Consider the following 25,858-nt stretch of genomic DNA (forward strand, 5'->3'; position numbering starts at 1 on the left):
GGGCGCTGAAGACGTTGAGTTGCCGACGTCGTCAGCGCCCGTTTCGTTTTGCATGAGAGGGGCCTGCCGACCATGAAGCGCGTGATCCTGACGAGTTCGTCCGGCGTCAGCCTCGCGCTCGCGGATCGTGCTGACTTGGTCATTCCCTTCATCTATCGCTTCGTTTCGGGGCCACTTCCGTCAGCTGGCCATCTCAACGGTTATCTCGCCTGGCGCGAGTCCAGGACATGGTACGATGAGATGCACTGGTCGGATTGCGTTCCCGTCCGCTATTCGCTCCTTCTCAGGCGACAGGATCGAGCTGGCGCGTTGCTCTGGGTCTGCGAGAATTACGGGGTCGATGTCATCGAACTGTGGTTCGACTCCGAACCAAACAGTCAATTGCAGCTGGTCTGGATCCTCGATTACCTGCGTTCCAAACCACCATCCGCCACTGAGAAGCTGCGGTTGCGACATGTCGATTTCGACCTGCGCGGAGCCGACCCAGCCGCGCTTCGTCTGCGCGACGTGCAGGAGTTCGATCTGGCAGAAAGCGATTTTGCGATCGCCAGCATGGCCTGGGAGGCTTACCGTGCGCCGACGCCAGAGCTTTGCGCCGGGCTGCTCGGCAGACAGCTCGGCAGTTTGCGTTTTCTGAAGCCTGCCATGGAAGACCTGCTCGCAGAGTTGCCTTCAACGACGGGACTGGGGGCGACCGAGACGCGGCTTATCGAACTCATCGCAACAGGGCACAATCGTACCGATGAACTATTTCGGCCGGGTGCTCTGGGGACGGGGATGTTCGATCGATGGGAGTTGGGCGCGCTGCTCGAAGGACTTGCATTCGGCCCTGCGCCAGCGATCGCGGGTCTGGACGCCAAGCTGGCGACACTCGATCCGGACAACGCGCGCAGTCGCAACGCCGCCTATCGCCGGAGCCGCCTGTCGCTGACCGAATTCGGCAAAGCGGTTCTGGAGGGCCGGGAGGATTTCCGCCGCCACAACCCGATTCGGCGCTGGTGGGGCGGCACGCTCCTCACCAATGAACGGCTCTGGCGTTGGGATGGGCAAAGGCGAGTGTTGGTTGCGCCTTAGGTCGGGACCGTAGGATCGTAGGGTGGGCAAAGGCGAGCAAGCGCCGTGCCCACGATCTTTCACCGCATATGGAGGTGGTGGGCACGCTTGCGCTTTGCCCACCCTACGAAACCTCCGTCGTGTCCTACTCCGCGGCTTGCGCGTAATCGCTCACCGGCGGGCAGGAGCACACGAGGTTACGGTCGCCATAGACGTTGTCGACGCGGCCCACCGGGCTCCAGTATTTATCGGTGCGCGAGCTGCCCGCGGGGAAGCAGCCCTCGGCGCGGGTGTAGGGGCGATTCCAATCGTCGTCCGCGATGTCGTGCACGGTGTGCGGGGCGTGGCGCAACGGCGAGGCTTCGATCTTGAAGCGGCCGGCTTCGACCTCGCCGATCTCTTTCCGGATCGCGATCATGGCGTCGCAAAAACGATCCAGCTCGGCCTTCGATTCCGATTCGGTCGGCTCGATCATCAGCGTGCCCGGCACCGGGAAGCTCATGGTCGGCGCGTGGAAGCCGTAATCGATCAGGCGCTTTGCGATGTCGTCCACGGTGACGCCGCTGGTCGTCTTCAACGCACGCGGGTCGACGATGCATTCATGCGCGACGCGGCCCCTGACATTCTTGTAGAGCACCGGGAAGTGCGGATCGAGGCGCGCCGCGATGTAATTGGCGTTGAGGATCGCGATCTCGGTGGCGCGCTTCAGGCCTTCGCCGCCCATCATCAGGATATAGATGTAGGAGATGGTCAGGATCGAGGCCGAGCCGAAAGGCGCGGCCGAGACCGGGCCGACAGGCGCATCGCCTTGCGTCGCTGGATGACCGGGCAGGAACGGCGCGAGATGCGCCTTGACGCCGATCGGGCCCATGCCGGGGCCGCCGCCGCCATGCGGGATGCAGAAGGTCTTGTGCAGATTGAGATGGCTGACGTCGGCGCCGTAATCGCCTGGCCTGGAGAGGCCGACCTGCGCGTTGAGGTTGGCGCCGTCGAGATACACCTGGCCGCCATGGCCGTGGACGATGTCGCAGATCTCGCGGATGTGCTCCTCGAACACGCCATGGGTCGAGGGATAGGTGATCATGACCGCGGCGAGATCGTTCGAATGCTTCTCGGCCTTGGCGCGGAGATCATTGACGTCGACGTCGCCGTTTTTTTCGCAGGCGACCACCACCACGTCCATGCCGACCATCGCGGCCGAGGCCGGATTGGTGCCGTGGGCGGAGGAGGGGATCAGGCAGATCTTGCGATGGCTTTCGCCGCGCGAGGCATGATAGCCGCGGATCGCGAGCAGCCCGGCATATTCGCCCTGCGCGCCGGAGTTCGGCTGCAGCGAGATCGCGTCATAGCCGGTGATGTCGCAGAGCCATTTTTCCAGCCGGGCGAACAGCGCGTGATAGCCCTTGGCCTGCTCGCGCGGAACGAACGGATGCAAGCTCCCGAACTCCGGCCAGGTCAGCGGCATCATCTCGGTGGTCGCGTTCAGCTTCATGGTGCAGGAGCCCAGCGGGATCATCGCGCGGTCGAGCGCGAGATCGCGGTCACTCAGCTTGCGCATATAGCGCAGCATCTCGGTCTCCGAGCGATGCGCGTGGAACACGGGATGGGTGAGGAAAGCGGTGGTGCGCTTCAACTCGTCCGGCAGCGTTTCGCGCGTCTCGGCATCGATCTCGGCATAGGCGAGCTTGCCGCCGAAGGCGCGCCAGACCGCTTCGACCGTCGCAGGCGTGGTGGTCTCGTCGAGCGCGATGCGCAAGGCGGGGTCGCCGACGCCGAGATTGATCTTCTCGGCGGCCGCGCGCGCGACGATCTCGGCGCGCTTGGCGCCGGCATCGACGCTCAGCGTGTCGAAGAAGGTGTCGCTATCAGGCGCAAAGCCGAGCTTGCGCAAGCCGGCCGCGAGCACGGCCGCGCGGCGATGCACGTTGCGCGCGATCTGCGTCAGGCCCTCGGGGCCGTGATAGACCGCATACATCGAGGCGATCACGGCGAGCAGCACCTGCGCGGTGCAGATGTTGGAGGTCGCCTTCTCGCGGCGGATATGCTGCTCGCGGGTCTGCAGCGCGAGGCGATAGGCCGGCATTCCACGGGAGTCCACGGAGAGGCCGACGATGCGGCCGGGCAGCGAGCGCTTCAGCGCATCGCGCACCGCCATATAGGCCGCGTGCGGTCCGCCATAGCCCATCGGCACGCCAAAACGCTGCGCGGAACCGATCGCGATGTCGGCACCCAGCTCGCCGGGCGAGGCGAGCAGCGTCAGCGCCAGCAGGTCGGCGGCGACGATCGCGAGCGCGCCCTTGGCCTTCAGTGCGGCGATTGCGGGCCTGAGGTCGCGCACTGCGCCTGACGAACCCGGATACTGCAGCAACGCGCCGAGTACATCGGCCTTGTCGAGATCGGTGAGGGGATCGCCGACGACCAAACTCCAGCCCAGCGGCTCGGCGCGGGTGCGCATCACGGCGAGCGTCTGCGGGTGCACGTCCTTGTCGACGAAGAAAGCCTTTGCCTTCACCTGCGAGTGCCGCTCGGCCAGCGCCATGGCTTCGGCGGCAGCGGTGGCCTCATCGAGCAGCGAGGCGTTGGCGACGTCGAGCCCGGTGAGATCGCAGATCATGGTCTGGAAGTTGAGCAGCGCTTCCAGCCGGCCCTGGCTGATCTCGGGCTGGTAGGGCGTGTAGGCGGTGTACCAGGCCGGATTTTCGAGGATGTTGCGCTGGATCACCGCGGGCAGGATGGTGCCTGAATAGCCCTGGCCGATCAGCGAGGTGAAGACCTGGTTCTGGCTTGCGAGCTCGGTCATATGCGCGATCGCCTCGGTCTCGCTGAGCGGCTTGCCGAGGTCGAGGGGGGCGGCCTGCCGGATCGAGGCCGGCAGCGTCTCCGCCATCAAGGCATCGACGCTCTTTGCGCTGACGGTTTCGAGCATTGCGGTGACGTCGCGCGCCGAGGGGCCGATATGGCGGCGAACGAAACTTGCGGCGGTGTCGCCGTTGGTCTTGCGGTGCGCGGTCATCGCTTGCTCCATCGTCCTTAAGCCGTATGTGCCTTGTAGGCGGCTTCATCCATGAGACCGCCGAGCTCGCTCTTGTCGGCAATCCTGATCTTGAAGAACCAGGCCTTGCCCTGCGCGTCCGAGTTCACCAGCGCCGGCTCGGCGGCGAGCTCGGCATTGGCCTCGAGCACCTCGCCGGCCACGGGCGCGTAGACGTCGGAGGCGGCCTTCACCGATTCCACGACGGCGGCGGCTTCCGCCTTCTTCAGCGCGCGGCCGACCTTGGGCAACTCGACGAACACGACGTCGCCGAGCTGCTGCTGGGCATAGTCGGTGATGCCGATAGTGGCGACATCGCCGTCGATGGCGAGCCATTCATGGTCGGAGGTGTACAGCGTCGTGGTCATTGTCTCGTCCTCAGCGTTTGTAGGTGTTTTTCACGAAGGGCATGGCGGCGACTGCGAGCGGCAGTCGCTGGCCGCGCACCTCGGCGAACAGTTTGGTGCCGAGCGCGCTCAGGTTCGTGGGCACGTAGCCCATCGCGACCGGCGCATTCAGGCTCGGGCCGAAACCGCCCGACGTGACTTGTCCGATCGGCTCGCCTGCCGTCTCGTCGGCAAACAGCAGCGCGCCCTCGCGCACCGGGGCGCGGCCGAGGGCGAGCAGGCCGATGCGGCGGCGGGATGCACCACGATTGAAATGGGCCAGGATCTTGTCCGCACCCGGAAAGCCGCCGGCGCGCGCGCCGCCGGTGCGGCGACTCTTTTGCACCGACCATTCCAGCGCCGCTTCGACCGGCGTCGTGGTGGTGTCGATGTCGTGGCCGTAGAGGCAGAGCCCGGCTTCCAGCCGCAGGCTGTCGCGCGCGCCGAGGCCGATCGGCAGCACGTCCGGATTTTCCAGCAGCATCTTGGCGAGGCGCTCGGCATCCGCAGCGGGGACGGAAATCTCGAAACCGTCCTCGCCGGTATAGCCGGAGCGCGAGACGAAGCAGGCAATATCGGCAACCATGCGCGGACCGGCATCCATGAATGTCATGGACGGCGCCTCTGCACATAATTTCGCCAGCGCCGTCTCCGCCTTCGGGCCCTGCAGCGCGATCAGCGCGCGGTCGCCAAGAGAATCGATGACGCAATCGTCCGAGAGATTCGCGCGCAGATGCGCCTCGTCTTCGGCCTTGCAGGCGGCGTTGACGACCAGGAACAGGTGGTCGCCGAAATTGGCGACCATGAGATCGTCGAGAATGCCGCCGTCTTCATTCGTGAACTGGGCGTAGCGCTGCCGCCCCGGCGCGATCGCCACGATATCCTGCGGCACCAGCCGTTCCAGGGCGCGGGCGGCGTCCTCAACCTTGCCGGACTTCGGCCGGAGCGCGAGCTGGCCCATATGGGAGACGTCGAACAGGCCGGCGGAGGCTCGGGTATGGAGGTGCTCCTTCAGCACGCCCGCGGGGTATTGCACGGGCATGTCATAGCCCGCGAACGGCACCATCTTGCCACCCAGGGAGACATGAAGCCCGTGAAGGGGCGTACGTTTCAGGGAGTCTTGGTCGTGCGCTAGCATCTTGGAGGGCCCTCGGCGGTTCCCCGGGGACGATTCCCCGACGGACACCAGTCGAAGCCCCATCTGTCGCTGTGCCTGAGAGTATTATCCCGTCGGCGGACGCAGTCCGGGTCTAGACCCGTCGGCGCCTCTTTCCAGATGCTGTCAAAGCCACGCGGTCCTTTTGCCTGAGAGTTTCCGGGGCGGTTGCTCCTTCGGCGCCGGCTGCCTAAAGCCGGTCTCTCCCGACGTGGCCGTACGATACAGATGGGTACAGACCACAGGGCGGCCAAGCCTGTCAACGCGACTTCCGTGCCTTTCAACCGGATTGCGCTGATGTGGCAACCCTATGATCTCCTTGCACAGTTTCTGGACAGCGAAGCTGGCCTTGTCTAAAAGCGCTTTGGCCCGCAGATATCAGCCTTAACGTTACGGTTTTGATGGCGAGAAGCGGGTCCAAGCACACCCGATTGGATGAACATGAGCGGCGTCAACGAGATCAGGTCGACCTTTCTGAACTTCTTTGCCGAGAACGGCCACGAGATCGTGTCGTCCTCGCCATTGGTGCCGCGCAACGACCCGACATTGATGTTCACCAATGCAGGCATGGTGCAGTTCAAGAACGTCTTCACCGGCGTCGAGAAGCGGCCCTATCAGCGCGCCACCACCTCGCAGAAATGCGTGCGTGCCGGCGGCAAGCACAACGACCTCGACAATGTCGGCTACACCGCGCGCCATCTCACCTTCTTCGAGATGCTCGGCAATTTCTCGTTCGGCGACTATTTCAAGGAGCGGGCGATCGAGCTCGCCTGGACGCTGATCACCAGGGAGTTCGGGCTCAAGAAGGACAAGCTGCTGGTCACCGTCTACCACACCGACGACGAGGCGGCCGGCCTGTGGAAGAAGATCGCGGGCTTCTCCGACGACCGCATCATCCGCATTCCGACCTCGGACAATTTCTGGGCGATGGGCGACACCGGTCCGTGCGGCCCGTGCTCGGAGATCTTCATCGACCGCGGCGAGCACATCTGGGGCGGGCCTCCGGGCTCGCCGGAAGAGGACGGCGACCGCTTCCTCGAATTCTGGAACCTCGTGTTCATGCAGTACGAGCAGGTGACGAAGGAGGAGCGCGTGCCTCTGCCGCGTCCCTCGATCGACACCGGCATGGGTCTGGAGCGCATGGCCTGCATTCTGCAGGGCGTCGAGAGCGTGTTCGAAACCGATCTGTTCCGCCATTTGGTCGATGCGACGTCGTCCGCGCTCGGCAGCGGGCCGAACGAGCAGACCGTGGCCTCGTTCCGCGTCATCGCGGACCATCTGCGTTCCTCGGCCTTCCTGGTCGCGGACGGTGTGCTGCCCTCGAACGAGGGCCGCGGTTACGTGCTGCGGCGGATCATGCGCCGCGCGATGCGCCATGCGCAGCTGCTAGGTGCGAAAGAGCCGCTGATGCATCGGCTGGTCTGGGCGCTGGTGCGCGAGATGGGCCAGGCCTATCCCGATTTGATGCGCGCGGAGAATCTGATCGAGGAAACGCTGCGGCTGGAAGAGACCCGCTTCCGCAAGACGCTGGTGCGCGGCCTTGCCATCCTCGACGAGAGGAGCGCGTCCCTGAAGAAGGGCGACATGTTCGACGGCGACGTCGCCTTCACGCTCTACGACACCTACGGCTTCCCGCTGGACCTGACGCAGGACGCGCTGAAGTCGCGCGGCATCGGCGTCGACCAGGCCGCGTTCACCGACGCGATGGAGCGCCAGAAGGCCAAGGCGCGCGAGTCCTGGAAGGGTTCTGGCGAGGCGGCTTCCGAGGCGATCTGGTTTCCGCTGCGCGAGAAGCTCGGTGCCACTGAATTCCTGGGCTACGAGACCGAGAGCGCCGAGGGCGTGGTGTCCGCGCTGGTGAAGGACGGCGCCGAGGTGACGAGCCTCAAGACCGGTGACACGGGCGCGATCGTGCTGAACCAGACGCCATTCTACGCGGAGTCCGGCGGCCAGGTCGGCGACACCGGCGTCCTCACGGGCGAGGGCGGCATCAAGTTCCGCGTCACCGACACCCAGAAGAAGCTCGGCGATTTCTTCGTGCATGTCGGCACCGTCGAAAGCGGCGAGCTGAAGCTCGGCACCGCGCTGCAGCTCGAGGTCGATCATTCCAGGCGCTCCTCGATCCGCGCGCATCACTCGGCGACGCATCTCATCCACGAGGCGCTGCGCCAAGTGCTCGGCGACCACATCGCCCAGCGCGGCTCGATGGTCGCGCCCGATCGTTTGCGCTTCGACTTCGTGCACCCGAAGCCGATCACGGCGGAAGAGCTTGCGCGCATCGAGGACATCGCCAACGACGTGGTGCTGGAAAATGACGAGGTCACCACCCGCGTGATGGGCGTCGACGAGGCCCGCGAGGCCGGCGCGCGCGCTTTGTTCGGTGAAAAATACGGCGACGAGGTCCGCGTCGTCTCGATGGGCCGGACCGCGCGCGAGCGTGGCGCCAACGCGCTCGGCTGGTCGGTCGAGCTCTGCGGCGGCACCCATGTGCGGCGCACCGGCGACATCGGCCTGATCACGCTGACCGGCGAGAGCGCGGTTGCCTCCGGCGTGCGCCGCATCGAGGCGCTCACCGGCAACTACGCGCGAAAACACGCCAACGAGACCATGGCGCTGGCGAAGACCGCGGCAAACGAGCTGCGCACCTCGCTCGACGACGTGCCGGCGCGCATCACCGCGCTGATGGAGGAGCGCAAGAAGCTCGAGCGCGAGCTCTCCGACGCCCGCAAGAAGCTGGCGATGGGCGGAGGTGCATCCGCGAGCAACGGCGCAGCCGCGGGCGTGCGCGAGGTCGGCGACGTCAAGCTGATGGCGCGTGCGGTCGAGGGCATCGAGATGAAAGATCTCAAGAGCCTGGCCGACGAGGCCAAGAAGCAGATCGGATCCGGCGTGGTCGCCATCGTCGGCGTCACCGAGGACGGCAAGGCCGGTGTGGTGGTCGGCGTCACCGCCGATCTCGCCGCGCGCTTCAACGCCGTGAACCTGGTGCGCATCGCCTCCGAAGCGCTCGGGGGCAAGGGCGGCGGCGGCCGGCCCGACATGGCGCAGGCCGGCGGCCCCGACGGGGCCAAGGCGACCGAGGCGTTAGCTGCGATCGAAAAAGCCATGGCCGGCGCTTAAGGATCATGCGCCCCAGTCCGCGCGGACATGGGCTTCCCGATCCCAATATGAGGGATCGCCTCTATGAATTGCTGGAGCACGATCCGCTGGCCTATTCAGTCGGGTCGCGCTTCATCCAGATCATCATCGGCGTCATCGTGCTCAATGTGGTCGCGATGATCCTCGCCTCGGTGCCGGAACTGGACGCTCAGTTCGGCACGCTGTTCGCGGCCATCACCATCCTGTCCGTGATCGTGTTCGCGCTGGAATATGCCGCGCGGCTGTGGACCGTGGCGGGCCACACCCAGCGCAAGGCGTCCGCGCTGTCCGACCGGCTCGGCTACGCCTTCTCGGCGCTCGGCATCATCGATCTCATGGCGTTTCTGCCGGCCGCGATCGTGCTCGCCACCGGCGGGCATGCGACGCTGGCGGCCCTCGGCGTGCTGCCGTTCTTCAAGCTGATACGGTACTCCCCGGCGATGCGCTCGCTGCTTGCCGCCGTGCATGCCGAGCGGCGGGCGTTGATCGGCTGCATCGTCATCCTGATCGGCGCGGTCCTGACCTTCGCCTCGCTGCTCTACGCCATCGAGCGCGACGTGCAGCCGGACAAGCTCGGCACCATCCCGCAGGCGATGTGGTGGGCCATCGTGACGCTCGGCACCGTCGGCTATGGCGACGTCGTGCCGGTGACGCCGCTCGGCAAGCTCGTCTCCACCTTCGCCATCATCGCCGGCTTCGCCATGATCGCGCTGCCGGTCGCGATCATCTCGACCGCGTTCGCCGAAGAGGTGAAGCGGCGTGATTTCGTCGTCACCTGGGGCATGCTGGCGCGGGTGCCGCTGTTCTCGCATCTGTCGGCGGCGGAGATCGCCGACATCATGCGGCTGCTCCGCGCGCGCACCATCGAGCAAGGCGAGATCCTGGTGCGGCGGGGCGATGTGGCCTCGTCGATGTATTTCATCACCGCCGGCGAGGTCGAGATCGCGCTGCCGAGCCAGCATGTGCGGCTCACCGACGGCACTTTCTTCGGCGAGATCGCGCTGCTGCACAAGACAAAGCGCAGCGGCACGGTGACGGCGATGCGAAAGACCCGGCTCCTGGTGCTCGACGCCCAGGACTTTCACGCCCTGATCGAACGCATGCCGACGCTCGCCGACCACGTTCACACCACCGCCAAGGCAAGGCTTGCCGACACCGGCGATCTCGCGCTGGCGGAACTGGCGCAGGGGGACGAGGGAGGCCGCTGAAGCGGTCCGAAAAAGCAAACGGGCCGCGCTGTCGCGCGGCCCGTGATGATGTCCGGCCCAGTCGGGCGGAATTGCGGACGGCTTAAGCCGCCAGCTCCTTGGTCAGGTTCTCGGCGACCTTGTCGAGGAAGCCGGTGGTCGAGAGCCAGCGCTGGTCGGCGCCGACCAGCAGCGCGAGATCCTTGGTCATGTAGCCGGCCTCGACGGTGTCGACGCAGACCTTCTCCAGCGTGTTCGCGAACTTGGCGAGCTCGGCATTGTTGTCGAGCTTGGCGCGGTGGGCGAGGCCACGGGTCCAGGCGAAGATCGAGGCGATCGAGTTGGTCGAGGTCTCCTTGCCCTTCTGGTGCTCGCGGTAGTGGCGGGTCACCGTGCCGTGGGCGGCTTCGGCTTCCACGGTCTTGCCGTCGGGAGTGAGCAGGACCGAGGTCATCAGGCCGAGCGAGCCGTAGCCCTGCGCGACCGTGTCGGACTGCACGTCGCCGTCGTAGTTCTTGCAAGCCCAGACATAGCCGCCGGACCATTTCAGCGCCGAGGCCACCATGTCGTCGATCAGGCGGTGCTCGTAGGTCAGGCCCTTGGCCTCGAATTCCTTCTTGAACTCGCGGTCGTAGATGTCCTGGAAGATGTCCTTGAAGCGGCCGTCATAGACCTTCAGGATCGTGTTCTTGGTCGAGAGATAGACCGGGTAATTGCGCAGCAGGCCGTAGTTCAGCGAGGCGCGGGCGAAGTCGATGATGGAGTCGTCGAGATTGTACATCTCCATGGCGACGCCGGCGCCCGGAGCCTTGAACACTTCCTTCTCGATCACGGTGCCGTCCTCGCCGACGAACTTCATCGTGAGGGTGCCCTTGCCGGGGAACTTGAAGTCGGTGGCGCGGTACTGGTCGCCATAGGCGTGGCGGCCGATGATGATCGGCTTGGTCCAGCCGGGAACCAGACGCGGCACGTTCTTGCAGATGATCGGCTCGCGGAAGATCACGCCGCCGAGGATGTTGCGGATGGTGCCGTTCGGCGACTTCCACATCTGCTTGAGGTTGAATTCCTTCACCCGGGCTTCATCAGGGGTGATGGTGGCGCACTTGACGCCGACGCCGACCTTCTTGATGGCTTCGGCGGCGTCGATGGTGACCTGATCGTTGGTGTGGTCGCGGTATTCCATGCCCAGGTCGAAGTAGAGCAGCTCGACATCGAGGTACGGGTTGATCAGCTTGTCCTTGATGTACTGCCAGATGATCCGGGTCATCTCGTCGCCATCGAGCTCGACGACGGGATTGGATACCTTGATTTTTGCCATGATCGGGGAAGCCTCTTGGGAACGGCGCTTTCGGCGCGCCACGGGAATATCCGCCGCCTCTTAGCACCGCCGGGCGGCGGGCGAAAGCCAAGGGATTATGCACTTTTAGCTCATCCAGCTTGCCGGGATGGGGGGCGAGCGGCGGCTGTCGCCCGGCCGCCGGGACACGTTCCCTGCGATTTCAAAAACCGAATCTAACCCCGTTATTTCCCTTGAGAATTTTGTCAGGACAGGCAAACGACAGGCGAGCGGGACGAGGCCGTCGGCAAGCGGCGGCTTGAATCAATTCCCAAGGCGGCCTTGCCAAGGCCTTGAGACGTAGAGTGAAAGCGAAATCAGATGTCGGGGACTGACAAGAGCAAGGCGGGTTTGTCCCTCGACGGTCCCATCGTCATCCTGGTCGAGCCGCAGCTCGGTGAGAACATCGGCATGGCCGCGCGCGCCATGGGCAATTTTGCGCTAGGCGCCTTGCGCATCGTCAACCCCCGGGATGGCTGGCCCAACATCGCCGCCCAGCGCGCCGCGGCCGGCGCCGACCATATCCTGGAAAGGGTCGAACTGTTCGACACGGTTCAGCAGGCCGTCGCCGACCTCGACCTGCTGTTCGCCACCACGGCGCGCCCCCACGACCAGGCCAAGCCCGTGGTCGGGCCGGAGGCCGCGGCGAGCGAGATCGCCGGGCACGTCGCGACCGGCGGCAGGTGCGGCATCCTGTTCGGCCGCGAGCGCTGGGGGCTGACCAACGAGGAGGTCGGGCTCTCCAACCGCATCATCACGTTCCCGGTCAATCCAGGCTTCGCCTCGCTCAACCTCGCCCAGGCGGTGCTGCTGGTCGGCTATGAATGGTTCAAGCGGGCCACGTCAGGCGAGCTGCCGCACGCCATGCCGGAGCGCTCCGAGCGTGCCTCGCAGCACCAGATGCAGGCCTTCTTCGACAATCTCATCCGCGAACTCGACAAGGTGGAGTTTCTGCGACCTGCCGAGAAGCGCGACACCATGCTGGTGAACCTGCGCAACATCTTCAGCCGGATGGAGCCGACCAAGCAGGACATGCACACCCTCCATGGAGTCGTCATGGCGATCGCCGAGGGGCGCAAGGGCCCGGCCAAGGGCGGCGTGCTCGACGGCGAGCAGGCCACGCGCCTGCGCGCGCTGCTGGCCGAGCACGGCCAGGGCGGCGGTGTGCCCGACAGTGGCTCGACCGTGCGCGGCCTTGCCCGGCTGCTTCGCCGCAACCCGACCGATGCCGAGCGCCTGCTGTGGCAGGCGCTAACCCGCGACCGCCGCTTTGCAGGCCAGTTCAAGCGCCAGACCCCGGTGGGGCGGCACATTCCGGATTTCGTCTCGTTCCCGCACCGAATCGCGATCGAGCTGGTCAACCCGGGCGAGGGGGAGGCGATCGCAGCCGACCGCTCGGGGCGGCGGGCATGGCTGGAGGCGCGGGATTATCGGGTGCTCGACATTCGCGCTGCGGATGTGGAGCGGGATCTTGAGGCGGAGCTGGTGCGGCTGCAGAGGATGATGGCGGAAAACTCAGACATTCCGTAGGGCAAGGAGTTCGCGCCCGTCGCAACCCACTATTTGTACCGCCAGTTGATGCAGACGTGTTGAGTTGTGCCTGGCGAACGGCACTTGAGCGCGGTCCAAAGGCCATCCGTCCCATTGATACATGTCAAGGAACATGGAACCCCCCTCGCTACGCTTTGGGGCAGCAGGGAGGGTTCGATATGTCAATTGACCGTCGCCAAGCGCTGGCCGTGTTCAGCGCCGCCGCATCATCGCTTGTGATGTCCCGCGCGGCACGTGCCGAGTTTGACGGTCCTGTCGTCAGGGCACTGGAGGGCGGCGAAGATTTCTGGCTCGCCCAGGACGCCTATATCTATGGCTATCCGCTTGTCACGATGGAAATGACCCGCCGCGTGATGACCAACGTCGCGACGCCGCAGGGCACGCGCGCGCCGATGGGGCAATTCGTCAAGCTGCGCAAATACCCTGATGCCAGCTTCAAGGACGTCACCGCACCCAACGCAGATACCCTCTACACGACCGCCTGGATCGACGTCGGAGACGAGCCCTGGGTCCTGAGCATGCCCGATATGAAGGACCGTTATTTCCTGTTTCCGATGCTGGACGGCTGGACCAACGTCTTCCAGGTCCCGGGCAAGCGCACCACCGGCACCAAGGCGCAGACCTACGCGATCACCGGCCCTGGCTGGAAGGGAACGCTTCCCGCCGGTGTCAAGGAATACAAATCGCCCACGAGCATGGTGTGGATTCTGGGCCGAATTTATTGCACCGGCACGCCGGAAGACTACGCGGCCGTGCATGCGGCACAGGACGAGTTCAAGCTCTTCCCTCTCAGCGCGTCCGGCAAGTCCTATACGTCGCCGGCAGGCAAGGCCGATGCGTCGATCGACATGAAGACGGCCGTTCGCGATCAGGTCAACCGCATGGACGCCGCCGCCTATTTCACTCTTCTGGCGCAATTGATGAAGCGCAATCCGCCGGCCGCCGCGGATGCGCCTGAGGTCGCCAAATTCGCGAAGATCGGTCTTGTCCCCGGCAAGGATTTCGACGCGAGCAAATTCGATGCTGCCTTCGCCAAGCGGGTCCCGCAGGTGGCATTCGACCGCATCATGCTCCAGTTCAAGGTCAACAAGGCGATCAGGAATGTCAACGGTTGGGCCTTCGACGCTGAAGCCGGCGTCTACGGCACCAATTACTTCAACCGCGCCCTGGTCACGGCCATCGGCCTTGGCGCCAACCGAATTCAGGATGCGTGCTATCCGACATCGCAGAAGGACGCCGACGGGAAAGAGTATGTCGGCAGCAACAAGTACGTCATGCGCTTTCCGAAGGGGCAGCTTCCTCCGGTCGGCGGCTTCTGGTCGCTGACGATGTATGACGAGCACTATTTCTTCGTCGCCAATCCGATCAACCGCCAGTCGATCAGCGCCCGCCAGAACCTCAAAGTCAATCCGGACGGTTCGGTCGACCTCTACATCCAGAAGGACAATCCCGGCTCCGACAAGGAGAGCAACTGGCTTCCTGCGCCCGCGGGCAAGTTCGTGCTGATGTTGCGGATGTACTGGCCCAACGAGAAGTCGCCTTCGATCATCAACGGGACCTGGAAGCCGCCCCCGGTCCGGCAGGTGACGAGCACCTAGGGCCCTACAAAATCTTCGTAGCCCGGATGGAGCGGAGCGTAATCCGGGACGTTGTCCCCGCATTCCGCTTCGCTGCATGCGGGCTACAAGACAAGCGCGATCACACCGCCTCGAGCTGATCCGCCGCCCGCTTCTTCTTCGCCTTGGACTGCCCGAGCAGCGGGCCTGCCGTGAGTGCCGCCGTATCGGCGACGGCCGGATCGCGCGAGATCATGGCGGCGACGATCGCGCCATCGATGATGAGGCCGAGCTGGTGCGCGAGCACTGCGGGCTCGGCCGATCCCAATTCACTGGCGAGCTTCTCGATGTGGCCGAGCACGATCTTCTTGTGCTTCAGCGCGATGTTGCGGAACTGTTTTGCGTCCTTGTCGTGCTCGCCCACCGCATTGATGAAGGGGCAGCCGTAGAAGCGCTCTTCCGCGAACCAGCTCTTCAGCGCCGGGAAGATGCGCGTCAGTTTCGCCTGCGCGTCGCCGCCGCCTTCTTCCATGGCGCCGATGAACCATTCGCGCCATTGCTTGCCTTCGCTCTCGAGCACGGCGTTGACGAGATTGGTCTTGGAGCCGAACAATTTATAGAGCGTGGTCTTGGCGGTGCCGGCCTCCTCGATGATGGCATCGATGCCAGTGGCGTTGATGCCGTTCTTGCAGAAGAGGTGCGTGGCGGCATTGAGCAGGCGCCCGCGCGCGGATTCGTCGTCGCCGGCACCGGCGTGCGGCGAATTGGATTTCTTCTTCGATGACGTCTTTGCCATAGGCTGCAACTTACTCGCAGCCGCGCGGCATCATCAAGCCGCATCTCTTTCGCGCCGAAAAGATTCGCATCGGCGAACCCATCTGCATCGCCTTTGAGCAGAGCCCGACTGATCAGTCTGCAGGCAGTGCCGCTTAAGCGGCTCCAATCCCTCGCATTTCCTTTTCGGCGCGCTTTGGCACGCCCTATGCAAGGAAACAGACCGTTCGGTATCCTACCGATTTCCACTTCTGCCAGGGAGAAGAAGATGACTGCCGTCGTTCAAAAGACAGTGCTGACGGGGTGCCTCGCGCCCATCGACAAGAACGGCCTCGAGCAACTGATCGCGAGCGGCAAGGCCAATCCGAAGGTCGTCAAGACCTTGAAATGCAAGACGGTTGCGGAGGGTAAATTCCGCCACGCCAACTACATCCGCAATCTGCCGCCCTACATCGTCGACGAACCGCCGGGGCTGCTGGGCGACGATACCGCGCCCAATCCGTCCGAAGCCTCGCTCGCCGCGCTCGGCTCATGCCTCGCGGTCGGCCTGCACGCCAACGCCGTGCACCGCGGCTGGATCGTCAACAAGCTCGAGCTCGAGCTCGAAGGCGATCTCAACATCACCGCGGTCTGGGGCACCGGCGATACTTCGGACAAGCCGGTCGGCTTCACCGATGTGCGCGTCAAGGTCGACATGGAATGCGAGGGCATCGCGCAGGACGAGATCAACGCGCTGGTCGCCCACGTGAAGAAATGGTCGCCGGTCGCCAACACCTTCACCCGGCCGGTCAATCTCGAGGTCGGCATCTAGCCGAGAGCAATCAGGACACGGTGCGGGAGACGATCATGGGTTCACTGGCTTTATCGCGGGTCGACGTTCTGGATCAGCCCGCACCGTCCATTGCAGGCGAGGTGGCGCGGATCGCGCGGGAGCAACTCGCGCCGCTCGCGGTCGGCATCGACGACGGTTCGGTCTATCCGGCCGAGGTGCTGCGTGCGTTCGGCGCGGTCGGCGCCTGGGGCAGTCACGTGCCGCACGAAGGTCCCGCCGATCTGCGCTGCGCGATACAGGCGATGGCGGCGATCGGGGAGGTCTGCGGCGCCACGGCCTTCATGGCCTGGTGCCAGAACACGCTGGTCTGGTACGCGGCGAATTCCACCAACGTGAAGCTGGCCAAGCGTTTTGGCGATGCATTCTCGACGGGGCGCGTGCTCGGTGGCACCGGTCTCTCGAATCCGATGAAGAGCTTTTTCGGCATTGAGAAGCTCAAGCTGAAGGGGCGCAAGGTCGAGGGCGGCTACGTCGTGCGTGGCGCGCTGCCCTGGGTCTCCAACCTCGGTCCCGACCATTATTTCGGCACCATCTTCGAGCGCGAGGACGACGAGGGCACCGTCATGTTCCTCGCCGACTGCTCGGACCCCGCGATCACGCTGACGCCGTGCAAGCCATTCATGGCGATGGACGGCACCGGCACCTATGGCGTGCAGTTCCGCGACGCCTTCGTGCCGGACGAGCTGATCCTCGCCGATCCCGCCGGCCCCTTCGTGAAGAAGATCCGCGCCGGCTTCATCCTGCTGCAGGCCGGCATGGCGCTCGGCCTCATCAAGGACTGCATCAACATCATGGACGAGGTCGACGGTTCGCTCGGCCACATCAACCGCTATCTGCCGCAGCAGCCGGTGCATTTCCGCGAGCTCGCCGCCGAGCTCGAGGCCGAGACCATGGCGCTGGCACGCGATCCCTACAACGAGGAGGAGACCTACTGGCGCAAGGTGATCGCGCTGCGGCTTCGCGCGGGCGAGGCCAGCGTCGCGGCGGCGCATGCGGCGATGCTGCATTGTGGCGCGCGCGGCTACTTGAAGAGCCACCGCGCGCAGCGGCGCCTGCGCGAGGCCTATTTCGTCGCGATCGTCACGCCGGCCACCAAGCAGCTGCGCAAGATGCTCGCCGATTTCTGAGTTCCAAACCTTAGAGCTCTACGAGTCCACCCGAAGACCCACCAACCTCAACGGAGAGGCTGCCATGACTGACGTTCTGATCACTGCCGTCGAACTCGCCGATCTCTTGAAGACCGAGCCGTGTGTCGTCATCGACACCCGCAATCCCGATGCTTACGCCGCCGGGCACCTGCCGGGCGCCGTGAACGTGCACGAGATCTTTACGTTCCTCGCGACCTCGACGCCGGAAGGCATGGCCGAGCTCAAGACGAAATTCGCCGATGCGTTCGGCGCTGCCGGCCTTTCGGGCAAGGAGACGGCGGTGGTCTACGAGCAGTCGATGAACTCCGGCTTCGGCCAGTCCTGCCGCGGCTATTACCTGCTCACCATGCTCGGCTATCCCAAGGTGAAGGTGCTGCATGGCGGCTTCGACGCCTGGTCGGGTGCGGGCTTCCCGGTAACCAAGGAGGTGCCGATGCCGGCGAAGGCGTCGTTCGCGATCGTGCCCGAAGCCGGCGAGATCCTGATCGACGCCAAGACCATGCTCGCCGCCGTCGGCAAGCCCGGCATCGCGATCCTCGACGTCCGCGACGTCGACGAGTGGATCGGCGACAGCTCGTCCCCGTACGGCAAGGATTTCTGCCCGCGCAAGGGCCGGATTCCGGGCGCCGTGTGGCTGGAATGGTATCGCATGATGAAGCCTACAGCCGAAGGCCCGCGCTTCAAATCCAAGGACGAGATTCTGGCGGAATGCGCCACCGTCGGCATCTCGCCGACGACGCCGGTCTACCTCTACTGCTTCAAGGGCGCGCGCGCCTCGAACACGTTCCTGGCACTGAAGAACGCAGGCGTGAAGGACGTGCGGATGTATTTCGGCTCCTGGAACGAATGGTCGCGCGATCCGTCGCTGCCGATCGAGCAGGGGCTGCCGATTGCATCAGATGTGACGACCAAGGCGGCCTGAACACGCCGCGATCACATGGCCCGCGGACGAGGCGCGATCCCAAGCGCCTTGATCCGCGAGGCCAGCGTGGTCGGCTTGATGTCCAGCATCTCCGCCGCGCCGCCGGGACCGAACACCTTCCCTGTGCAGGCTTCGAGTGCGGCGAGGATGTTGGCGCGCTCGTAGTCGCGCATCTCGGACGAGGTCATGACCGTCGGCCGCGCATCGGCCTTCTGGCGTGCCGTGCCGATCGTGGGCTGCGCGCCGGAGGAGTCCGGCAGGTCGATCCGCAAACGGCCGTTCTGCGACAGGATCGCGGCGCGCTCGATCACGTTCTGCAGTTCGCGGACATTGCCGGGCCAGTCGTAGCGGGTGAGCCGCCGCGCATCGCCTTCCGACAGACGCAGGTTGGATTTCAATGCCTTGCTCTCGCGCGTCAAAAAATGCTGGGCGAGCAGGGGAATGTCCTCGCGCCGTTCGCGCAGAGGTACCGTCTCGATCGGGAATACGTTGAGGCGGAAATAGAGGTCCTCGCGAAAGCGACCGCGCTGCACCTCCTGCTTGAGGTCGCGGTTGGTCGCGGCGATGACGCGGACGTCGACGGCGCGCGTGCGCTCCTGGCCGACGCGTTCGAAATTGCCCTCCTGCAGCACGCGCAGCAGCTTGCCCTGTAATTCGAGCGGAATCTCGCCGACCTCGTCGAGGAACAGCGTGCCGCCGTCGGCGAGCTCGAACCGGCCGATGCGGTCGCGCGTTGCGCCGGTGAAGGCGCCGCGGACATGGCCGAAGAACTCGCTCTCGAACAGTTCCCGCGGGATCGCCGCGCAGTTGACGCGGATCAGCGGCCGGTCGCTGCGGGTGGAATCCTCGTGGATGGCGCGGGCGATCAGCTCTTTGCCGGTACCGGATTCGCCGGTGATCATCACCGCCGCCGTGGTCGGCGCCACCAGCTTGACCTGGCGCAGCGTCTTCTGGATCGCCTCGCTTCCACCGATGATGCCGCGCGGATTGGTCTCGATGCGGATTTCCTCCTGGAGATAGGCGTTCTCGAGCTCGAGTCGCTCGCGCAGGCGGTCGACCTCGGCAAGCGCGGCATGCAGCTTCTCGTCGGCCTCGCGCCGCTGGCTGACATCGCGAAACACGACGACGGCGCCGACGACGACGCCGCGGTCGCGGATCGGCGTGGACGTGTATTCGACCCACGCCGGAGAGCCGTCCTTTCGCCAGAATACTTCGCCGTCGACCTGGTGCACGGCGCCGTCGCGGAACGCCGCATAGATCGGGCAATCATGGTTGTGATAGTGCCGGCCGTCGTGGTGAGTGTGGTGCACGATCGGATGGATTTCCTTGCCGACCAGCTCCTCGGCGGTCCAGCCCAGCATGCGTTCGGCCGCGGGATTCACGAAGGTGGTCTTGCCTTCGGCATTGACGCCATAGATGCCTTCACCGGCGGCGCGCAGGATCAGCTGGTTCTCGCGTTCGATGTCCTGGAAGACGCGCTCGACCCGCTGCCAGGTCGCGATCCCACCGCGCATGTGGTCCTCGGCGGCGGCATCGACATTGCGGCGGCGGCGCGCCTCGAGATCGGTGAGGACGAGCAGCACCAGGGTACGGTCGCCGTGGCTGACGAGGCAACCTGACGTTTCGAGCCGGAGCTCCTGGCCAGTGGCGTGCCGAGGGGCCAGCGCCGTGGTCCAGTAGGCGCCCTTGTGCAGCACGGCCTGGGTGAACACGGTGAGTGCGGGAAGCTGGCCGTTGTGAAGCGTGCTGGCCTTGGTCTGCCGCAACAGGGCGCGGTCGTAGCCGAGCAGGGAGCATGCGGCCGGATTGGCATCGATGATCTGGTCGCCGTAGGGGTCGACCAGCAGCGTTGCCTCGACCGAGGACTCGAAGGCTGCAATTCGTGGGTCGATGGTCCGGGCCGCGTCGTCGTGGCCAGGCATTGGCGTCGTTGCCATTGCGAAATCTCGTAATTCAGCTACGAATTTTCGTATATCACGATTTTTCGTAGCGACCAAGCTTCACTGAAAGCGTTGCGTCATCAATGCTGTGGACGGCAGAGCCGCCGTGGCATGCTCCTTGCGTAATTCCTCCTGCAACGACGCGCAGGAGGTCCGATGTCCACGTTCGACAATCCGTTCGATCCCAACCGCAACCTCCGTGATGGCTGCGCCTGTGGCCAGCATCGCTCGGCAGCCGAGCACGAGCAGGCGACCACGGCGCTTCGCTGCGAGCCGGCCGAGAGCGAGGAAAAACGTTACGAGGGCGTCGTTGCATCCGCCGTCATGCGCGCGATGTTTCCGCACGACGTGGCGCGGCGCACCTTCCTGAAATCGGTTGGCGCCTCCACCGCGCTTGCGGCGCTCTCGCAGTTCTTCCCGCTGAAGACGGCGACCGAAATCTTTGCGCAAGGAGGCGCGCCCGAGAAGAAGGACCTCAAGGTCGGATTCATCCCGATCACCTGCGCCACGCCGATCATCATGGCGGCGCCGATGGGTTTCTATTCGAAGCACGGTCTCAACGTCGAAGTGGTCAAGACCGCCGGCTGGGCCGTGATCCGCGACAAGACCATCAACAAGGAATACGACGCGGCGCACATGCTGGCGCCGATGCCGATCGCGATCTCGCTCGGGCTCGGCGCCAACGCGATTCCGTTTGCGGTGCCTGCGATCGAGAACATCAACGGGCAGGGCATCGTGCTGGCGGCCAAGCACAAGGACAAGCGCGATCCCAAGGACTGGAAGGGAATGAAGTTCGCGATTCCCTTCGACTATTCCATGCACAATTACCTGCTGCGCTATTATCTCGCCGAGCACGGTCTCGACCCCGATACCGACGTGCAGCTGCGCTCGGTGCCGCCGCCGGAGATGGTCGCGAATTTGCGCGCCGACAACATCGACGGCTTCCTCGCGCCCGACAACATCTGCCAGCGCGCGATCTATGACGGCGTCGGCTTCATGCACCTGTTGTCGAAGGAGATCTGGGACGGCCACCCCTGTTGCAGCTTCGCCGCCAGCCGCGAGTTCATCACGACGGCGCCGAACAGCTTTGCCGCGCTGACGCGCGCCATCGTCGATGCCACCGCCTACGCCTCCAAGGCGGAGAACCGCAAGCAGATTGCGGAAGCGATCGCGCCGGCCAATTACATCAACGCGCCGGTCACGGTGCTGGAGCAAGTCCTGACAGGCACTTACGCCGATGGCCTCGGCGGAGTGAAGACGGACGCCAAGCGCGTCGATTTCGATCCGTTCCCCTGGCAGTCATTTGCGGTGTGGATGCTGACGCAAATGAAGCGCTGGGGCCAGATCAAGGGCGACGTCGACTACAAGGCCGTCGCCGAGCAGGTGTATCTGGCCACCGACACCAAGAAGCTGATGACCGACATGGGCCTGTCGCCGCCGGCGAGCAGCTACAAATCGTTTGCGGTGATGGGCAAGACTTTCGATCCGGCCAAGCCGGAGGATTATGTCGCGAGCTTCAAGATCAGGAAGTCGTCGTGATGGTGAGCTCTCTCGTGTCCCGGACGCGATGCAGCACGCAGTGGTGCATCGCTGAGCCGGGACCCAGTGTGGCCGCATGGGTCCCGGTTCTGCGTCGCACCGCTTTGCGCTGCGCCGCGCCCGGGACACGGAGACCGCGATGACCTCCTCCCTCCGCCTCCGCGCCGGTCTCGTCTCGATCGCATTGCTCGCCGCGTTTCTCGGCATCTGGCACCTCGCCACGCGCTCGACCGGCGCAACGACAACGATGAGCCCGGAATACGCCAAGCTGATGGGGCTGACGGCCACGCAGGGGAAATCAGCGATGCCCGGGCCGCTCGATGTCGGCGCCAAGCTCTGGGAGCACCTGAAGCGGCCGTTCTACGACAACGGGCCGAACGACAAGGGGCTCGGCATCCAGCTCGCCTATTCCATCGCACGCGTCGGCACCGGCTATCTGCTCGCGGTGCTGGTCGCGATCCCGCTCGGTTTCCTGATCGGCATGTCGCCGCTGCTCAGCAAGGCGCTCGATCCCTTCATCCAGGTGCTCAAGCCCATCTCGCCGCTGGCCTGGATGCCGCTTGCGCTCTACACCATCAAGGATTCCTCGATCTCGGCGATCTTCGTCATCTTCATCTGCTCGATCTGGCCGATGCTGCTCAACACCGTGTTCGGCGTTGCCAGCGTGCGCAAGGAATGGATCAACGTCGCGCGGACGCTCGAGGTCAGCACCGTCAGGCGCGCCTTCACCGTGATCCTCCCCGCTGCGGCGCCGACGATCCTGACCGGTATGCGCATCTCGATCGGCATCGCCTGGCTCGTCATTGTCGCCGCCGAGATGCTCGTCGGCGGCACCGGCATCGGCTACTTCGTCTGGAACGAGTGGAATAATTTGTCGATCACCAATGTCATCATCGCGATCCTGCTGATCGGGGTCGTCGGCATGCTGCTCGATCAGATCCTGGCGCGATTCACGCGCATGGTCACGTTTCCGGAGTAGGGGCATGACCGACAAGTTCATCTCCATCGAAGCCATCGCGAAGCGCTATCCCGGCGCCGGAGGTGCCACGACCACCATCTTCGAGAATCTGTGGCTGTCGATGGCCCGCGGCGAGTTCGCTTGCGTGATTGGCCATTCCGGCTGCGGCAAGACCACGGTGCTCAACATTCTTGCCGGCCTCGACGCGCCGAGCGAGGGCGCCGTGATCGTCGACGGGCAGGCGATCTCGGGCACCAGCCTCGACCGCGCCGTGATCTTCCAGAGCCACGCCCTGCTGCCCTGGCGCACCGTGCTCGGCAACGTCGGCTATGCCGTGAGCTCGAAATGGCGGAGCTGGGACCGTGCCAAAGTGAGGGCGCATGCCCAAACCTTCATCGATCTCGTCGGGCTGACCGGCTCCGAGCACAAGCGCCCTTCGGAGCTGTCGGGCGGCATGAAGCAGCGCGTCGGCATCGCGCGGGCGCTGTCGATCACGCCGAAGATGATGCTGATGGACGAGCCGTTCTCGGCGCTGGATGCATTGACGCGCGGCACGCTGCAGGACGAGGTCCGGCGCATTTGCCTGGAGACCGGGCAGACCGCATTCATGATCACCCACGACGTCGACGAGGCGATCTATCTCGCCGACAAGATCTTTCTGATGACCAATGGGCCCGGCGCGGTGCTCGCAGAGGTGGTCGAGAACCCGCTGCCGCGGGATCGCGGCCGCACCGATCTGCACCGCCATCCGCTCTACTACGCGCTGCGCAACCACATCATCGATTTTCTGGTGACGCGCAGCAAGACGTTTACCGCCGAGACACCCGGTCACGATCCGCGCAATGTGCCGCTGGTGCATATCGGCAAGCCCGGACTGACGGTTGCCTCGGGTGGTGACGAGCAACGCCAGACCTGGATTCCCGGGACCAGTCCCGGACTGACTGCCTGAAACGGAGACCCTGACATGAAACGCGAAGACCTCACCGAAAAGCTGCTCGACATCAAGCGTGAGAAGGGATGGAGCTGGAAGCACGTCTGCGAGAAGATCGGCGGCTATTCCGAGGTGCTGATCGTCGGTGCGATCATGGGCCAGATGAAGCTGACGAAGCCGCAGGCCGCCAATGCCGGCGAGTTGTTCGGCCTGTCGAAGGCGGAAGTCGCGATGCTCAACGAGGTGCCGATGCGCGGCACCGGCACGCCGATGCCGCCGACCGATCCCCTGATCTACCGCTTCTACGAGATGGTGATGGTGAACGGTCCGGCCTGGAAGGCGCTGATCGAGGAGGAGTTCGGCGACGGCATCATGTCGGCGATCGACTTCGACATGGGAATCGAGCGCGTCGCCAACCCGAAGGGCGATCGCGTCAAGATCACCATGAGCGGCAAATTCCTGCCCTACAAATATTACGGCGCCAGCGGCAACGTGCCGGAATACGGCTTCAGGGAGGAGTGACCGCGGCGAAGGCCTCGCGCAGCGCGCCGACCGGAGCCATCTCGCGAACATAGGTGAAGGAGCCCTTGTCCTTCATCTCACGCGCGCAGTTCAGGAACGCCGCGAGCGCGTAGCGCGACATGGCCCCGCCGACGCTGATGCGCTTGACGCCGGCGGCGGACAATTGCGCCGTTGTCAGCGTCGGGTCGGCAAAGCCCATCACGTGGTTGAACGGCTTACTGATCGAGGAGACGACGGTCCGGATCGTGGCGAGATCGTACAGGCCGGGCGCATACAGGACGTCGGCGCCCGCGGCCTCGAAGGCCTGCAGGCGGCGAACCGTGTCGTCGATGTCCTTGCGGCCGTGCAGGAAGTTCTCGGCCCGAGCCGTCAGCGTGAACGGAATTGGCAGCGCGCGCGCCACTTCCACAGCGGCCTGGACCCGCTCGACGGCGAGGGAAAAGTCGTAGATGGGGCGATCGCGGTCGCCGCTGAAATCCTCGATCGAGCCGCCGACGGCGCCAGCTTCCGCGGCACGCCGGATGGCTTCGGCCGCACGTTTCGGCTCATCGGCCCCGCAATTTTCGAGATCGACGCTCACCGGAAGGTTGGTAGCATCGACGATCTCGCGCGCGTTGGCGAGGATGACATCGAGACTGACGGCGCTGCTGCCGAGCATGTTGGCAACTCCGAGGCTCGTCGTCGCGAGGGCCTCGAATCCCATTGCTGCGAGCAGCTTGGCCGTACCGGCATCCCATGGATTGGGAATGACGAAGGCGCCAGGCCGATCGTGCAGCGCGCGGAACGCCGCCGCCTTGTCCAATTGGCTCGTCATGGCTCGTCTCCGTGTTGTCCGTCGATGCAGCCTTAGGAGCATTTTCGCCATCCGACAAATTTGTTATTCTTGCAAAGGAGATCAGTTTTTTGCATGAGGCCGCGATGGACAGTGATGCCCTCAACACCTTCCTGACGGTTCATCGCAGGGGCGGGATCTCGAATGCCGCGAAATTCCTGCACCGCTCGCAGCCGGCGATTTCGCGCCGCATTGCGCTGCTTGAGCAGGAGCTTGGCGTGCCCCTGTTCGAGCGGGCGGCGGGCCGCACCCGGCTCAGCGATGCCGGGCGCGTGCTGATCCCCTATGCCGAGCGGGCGGTCGCCGCGGCGCAGGACGCCGAACAGGCCATACGCGCTTTGACCAAGCAGAATGCGGGGCCGGTTTCGTTGGCGGTGACCGGCACGCTCGCCGATGGCCGGCTGTCGACCATCATGAAGCGGTTTGCCAGGGAAAATCCCGCCGTCACGCTAACCTTGCGGACGGCGACCAGCGCGGAGGTCAGCGATCTCATCCGGCGCGGCGAGGCCACGATCGGCCTGCGCTACAACGTCGACCGCGCCGGCGATCTCGCCTGCGAGCTGGTGCTGACCGAGGCGTTACAGGTCGTTTGTGCGCCCGAACATCCGCTGGCCGGCAAGCGGGTGAAGCGGCTCGCCGAGCTTCGCGGTGAACGCTGGATCGCATTCCCGGAAACGCGCGGCCGCCGCGAGATCGCCGCAGCCCATGTGTTCGCTCTGTTTCTCACGCAAGGGCTCGGCGAGGTCGAATGGACGGCAGTCGACAGCCTCACCGCGCAGAAGCGCCTCGTGGAGGCCGGCTTCGGTCTCGCGCTATTGGCGAGAAGCCATGTGGCAGAGGAGTTGCGCGCGGCATCGATCGCGACGATCATCGTCGGCGATCTTGCCGCGGATCAGGACACCGTCCTCGTGACCCGTCGCGACGGCTTTCTGAGCGCTGCCGCCGAGCGCCTGCTCGACACCATCCGCCGCAACTATGCCGGGCGGGATGTCTCGGTCTCAAAGGACGCCAGAAAAAGATCGCCGGCGCGCAAGGTTGTTGCGCGCCGGCGGCTCGTCTGAATGGA

At 64.9% G+C, this 25,858-nt stretch carries 20 protein-coding genes and 1 riboswitch; of the genes, 13 read left to right on the top strand and 7 right to left on the bottom strand.

The window, feature by feature from the left end:
- Window positions 1–72: 72 nt before the first annotated feature.
- A complete protein-coding gene (locus ACFDR6_RS31025) occupies window positions 73–1,074 on the top strand; it encodes a hypothetical protein (RefSeq protein WP_317243393.1) in 1,002 nt (333 codons plus the stop codon).
- A gap of 124 nt (window positions 1,075–1,198) precedes the next feature.
- Here the strand turns inward: ACFDR6_RS31025 and gcvP are convergent, their stop codons facing one another.
- The 3 genes from gcvP to gcvT are packed head-to-tail and all read right to left on the bottom strand — an operon-like array spanning window position 1,199 to window position 5,608.
- Window positions 1,199–4,066 (bottom strand): aminomethyl-transferring glycine dehydrogenase, encoded by a 2,868-nt coding sequence (gene gcvP / locus ACFDR6_RS31030; protein WP_375860691.1) that lies wholly within the window; start codon window positions 4,064–4,066, stop codon window positions 1,199–1,201.
- A gap of 17 nt (window positions 4,067–4,083) precedes the next feature.
- Window positions 4,084–4,452: a glycine cleavage system protein GcvH gene (gene gcvH, locus ACFDR6_RS31035; protein ID WP_317243395.1), complete on the bottom strand. Its 369-nt coding sequence runs from the start codon at window positions 4,450–4,452 to the stop codon at window positions 4,084–4,086.
- A 10-nt stretch (window positions 4,453–4,462) separates the two neighbouring features.
- Window positions 4,463–5,608, bottom strand: coding sequence for a glycine cleavage system aminomethyltransferase GcvT (gene gcvT, locus ACFDR6_RS31040; RefSeq protein WP_375860692.1), 1,146 nt, complete (start codon window positions 5,606–5,608; stop codon window positions 4,463–4,465).
- A 146-nt stretch (window positions 5,609–5,754) separates the two neighbouring features.
- Window positions 5,755–5,845: riboswitch (glycine riboswitch) on the bottom strand.
- Between the two features lie 222 nt (window positions 5,846–6,067).
- Between gcvT and alaS the strand changes: the two genes are divergently transcribed.
- Both alaS and ACFDR6_RS31050 read left to right on the top strand, forming a co-directional pair.
- Window positions 6,068–8,746 carry an alanine--tRNA ligase gene (alaS, locus tag ACFDR6_RS31045; RefSeq protein ID WP_375860693.1) on the top strand — a complete coding sequence of 893 codons (2,679 nt, stop codon included), beginning with the start codon at window positions 6,068–6,070 and terminating at the stop codon, window positions 8,744–8,746.
- Window positions 8,747–8,751: 5 nt separating this feature from the next.
- Window positions 8,752–9,972, top strand: a complete 1,221-nt coding sequence (locus tag ACFDR6_RS31050; protein WP_375860694.1) for a cyclic nucleotide-gated ion channel — start codon at window positions 8,752–8,754, stop codon at window positions 9,970–9,972.
- 82 nt (window positions 9,973–10,054) lie between these two features.
- Here ACFDR6_RS31050 and ACFDR6_RS31055 read toward each other — a convergent pair whose 3' ends face one another.
- On the bottom strand, window positions 10,055–11,269 hold the full coding sequence (locus ACFDR6_RS31055) for an NADP-dependent isocitrate dehydrogenase (protein ID WP_212081618.1): 1,215 nt from the start codon (window positions 11,267–11,269) through the stop codon (window positions 10,055–10,057).
- A 339-nt stretch (window positions 11,270–11,608) separates the two neighbouring features.
- Between ACFDR6_RS31055 and ACFDR6_RS31060 the strand changes: the two genes are divergently transcribed.
- Both ACFDR6_RS31060 and ACFDR6_RS31065 read left to right on the top strand, forming a co-directional pair.
- Window positions 11,609–12,817, top strand: coding sequence for a TrmJ/YjtD family RNA methyltransferase (locus ACFDR6_RS31060; RefSeq protein WP_375860695.1), 1,209 nt, complete (start codon window positions 11,609–11,611; stop codon window positions 12,815–12,817).
- Window positions 12,818–12,996: 179 nt separating this feature from the next.
- Window positions 12,997–14,436 carry a DUF1254 domain-containing protein gene (locus tag ACFDR6_RS31065; protein WP_375860696.1) on the top strand — a complete coding sequence of 480 codons (1,440 nt, stop codon included), beginning with the start codon at window positions 12,997–12,999 and terminating at the stop codon, window positions 14,434–14,436.
- Window positions 14,437–14,536: 100 nt separating this feature from the next.
- On the opposite strand, the gene ACFDR6_RS31070 is transcribed toward ACFDR6_RS31065, so the two are convergent.
- Window positions 14,537–15,190, bottom strand: a complete 654-nt coding sequence (locus ACFDR6_RS31070; protein WP_375860697.1) for a TetR/AcrR family transcriptional regulator — start codon at window positions 15,188–15,190, stop codon at window positions 14,537–14,539.
- Window positions 15,191–15,436: 246 nt separating this feature from the next.
- Here ACFDR6_RS31070 and ACFDR6_RS31075 point away from each other — a divergent pair, with 246 nt between their 5' ends.
- From ACFDR6_RS31075 to ACFDR6_RS31085, 3 genes are all read left to right on the top strand, one after another.
- Window positions 15,437–15,979: an OsmC family protein gene (locus tag ACFDR6_RS31075; RefSeq protein ID WP_126260848.1), complete on the top strand. Its 543-nt coding sequence runs from the start codon at window positions 15,437–15,439 to the stop codon at window positions 15,977–15,979.
- 35 nt (window positions 15,980–16,014) lie between these two features.
- Window positions 16,015–17,127 (top strand): acyl-CoA dehydrogenase family protein, encoded by a 1,113-nt coding sequence (locus ACFDR6_RS31080; RefSeq protein WP_317243402.1) that lies wholly within the window; start codon window positions 16,015–16,017, stop codon window positions 17,125–17,127.
- 64 nt (window positions 17,128–17,191) lie between these two features.
- Entirely contained in the window at window positions 17,192–18,070 is an 879-nt protein-coding gene (locus tag ACFDR6_RS31085) for a sulfurtransferase (RefSeq protein WP_375860698.1), read from the top strand.
- Window positions 18,071–18,081: 11 nt separating this feature from the next.
- Here the strand turns inward: ACFDR6_RS31085 and ACFDR6_RS31090 are convergent, their stop codons facing one another.
- Window positions 18,082–20,007 (bottom strand): sigma 54-interacting transcriptional regulator, encoded by a 1,926-nt coding sequence (locus ACFDR6_RS31090; RefSeq protein WP_375860699.1) that lies wholly within the window; start codon window positions 20,005–20,007, stop codon window positions 18,082–18,084.
- A gap of 159 nt (window positions 20,008–20,166) precedes the next feature.
- Here ACFDR6_RS31090 and ACFDR6_RS31095 point away from each other — a divergent pair, with 159 nt between their 5' ends.
- From ACFDR6_RS31095 to cynS, 4 genes are all read left to right on the top strand, one after another.
- Entirely contained in the window at window positions 20,167–21,549 is a 1,383-nt protein-coding gene (locus ACFDR6_RS31095; protein ID WP_375860700.1) for a CmpA/NrtA family ABC transporter substrate-binding protein, read from the top strand.
- 139 nt (window positions 21,550–21,688) lie between these two features.
- A complete protein-coding gene (gene ntrB, locus ACFDR6_RS31100) occupies window positions 21,689–22,528 on the top strand; it encodes a nitrate ABC transporter permease (protein WP_212081602.1) in 840 nt (279 codons plus the stop codon).
- Window positions 22,529–22,532: 4 nt separating this feature from the next.
- Complete coding sequence (locus ACFDR6_RS31105; RefSeq protein ID WP_317243406.1) at window positions 22,533–23,456, top strand: ABC transporter ATP-binding protein; 924 nt, start codon at window positions 22,533–22,535, stop codon at window positions 23,454–23,456.
- Between the two features lie 15 nt (window positions 23,457–23,471).
- Window positions 23,472–23,960, top strand: coding sequence for a cyanase (cynS, locus tag ACFDR6_RS31110; RefSeq protein ID WP_212081598.1), 489 nt, complete (start codon window positions 23,472–23,474; stop codon window positions 23,958–23,960).
- Here the strand turns inward: cynS and ACFDR6_RS31115 are convergent.
- On the bottom strand, window positions 23,947–24,774 hold the full coding sequence (locus ACFDR6_RS31115) for an isocitrate lyase/PEP mutase family protein (protein WP_375860701.1): 828 nt from the start codon (window positions 24,772–24,774) through the stop codon (window positions 23,947–23,949). The genes cynS and ACFDR6_RS31115 overlap by 14 nt on opposite strands.
- A gap of 104 nt (window positions 24,775–24,878) precedes the next feature.
- On the opposite strand from ACFDR6_RS31115, the gene ACFDR6_RS31120 reads away from it, so the two are divergent.
- The gene (locus ACFDR6_RS31120) at window positions 24,879–25,853 is read left to right on the top strand and encodes a LysR family transcriptional regulator (protein ID WP_375860702.1); all 975 of its coding nucleotides are present in this window, start codon (window positions 24,879–24,881) and stop codon (window positions 25,851–25,853) included.
- The last annotated feature ends 5 nt before the right edge of the window (window positions 25,854–25,858 follow it).

Origin of the sequence: Bradyrhizobium tunisiense (assembly GCF_042263385.1) — a bacterium.
GTDB classification, from domain to species: Bacteria; Pseudomonadota; Alphaproteobacteria; order Rhizobiales; family Xanthobacteraceae; genus Bradyrhizobium; species Bradyrhizobium tunisiense.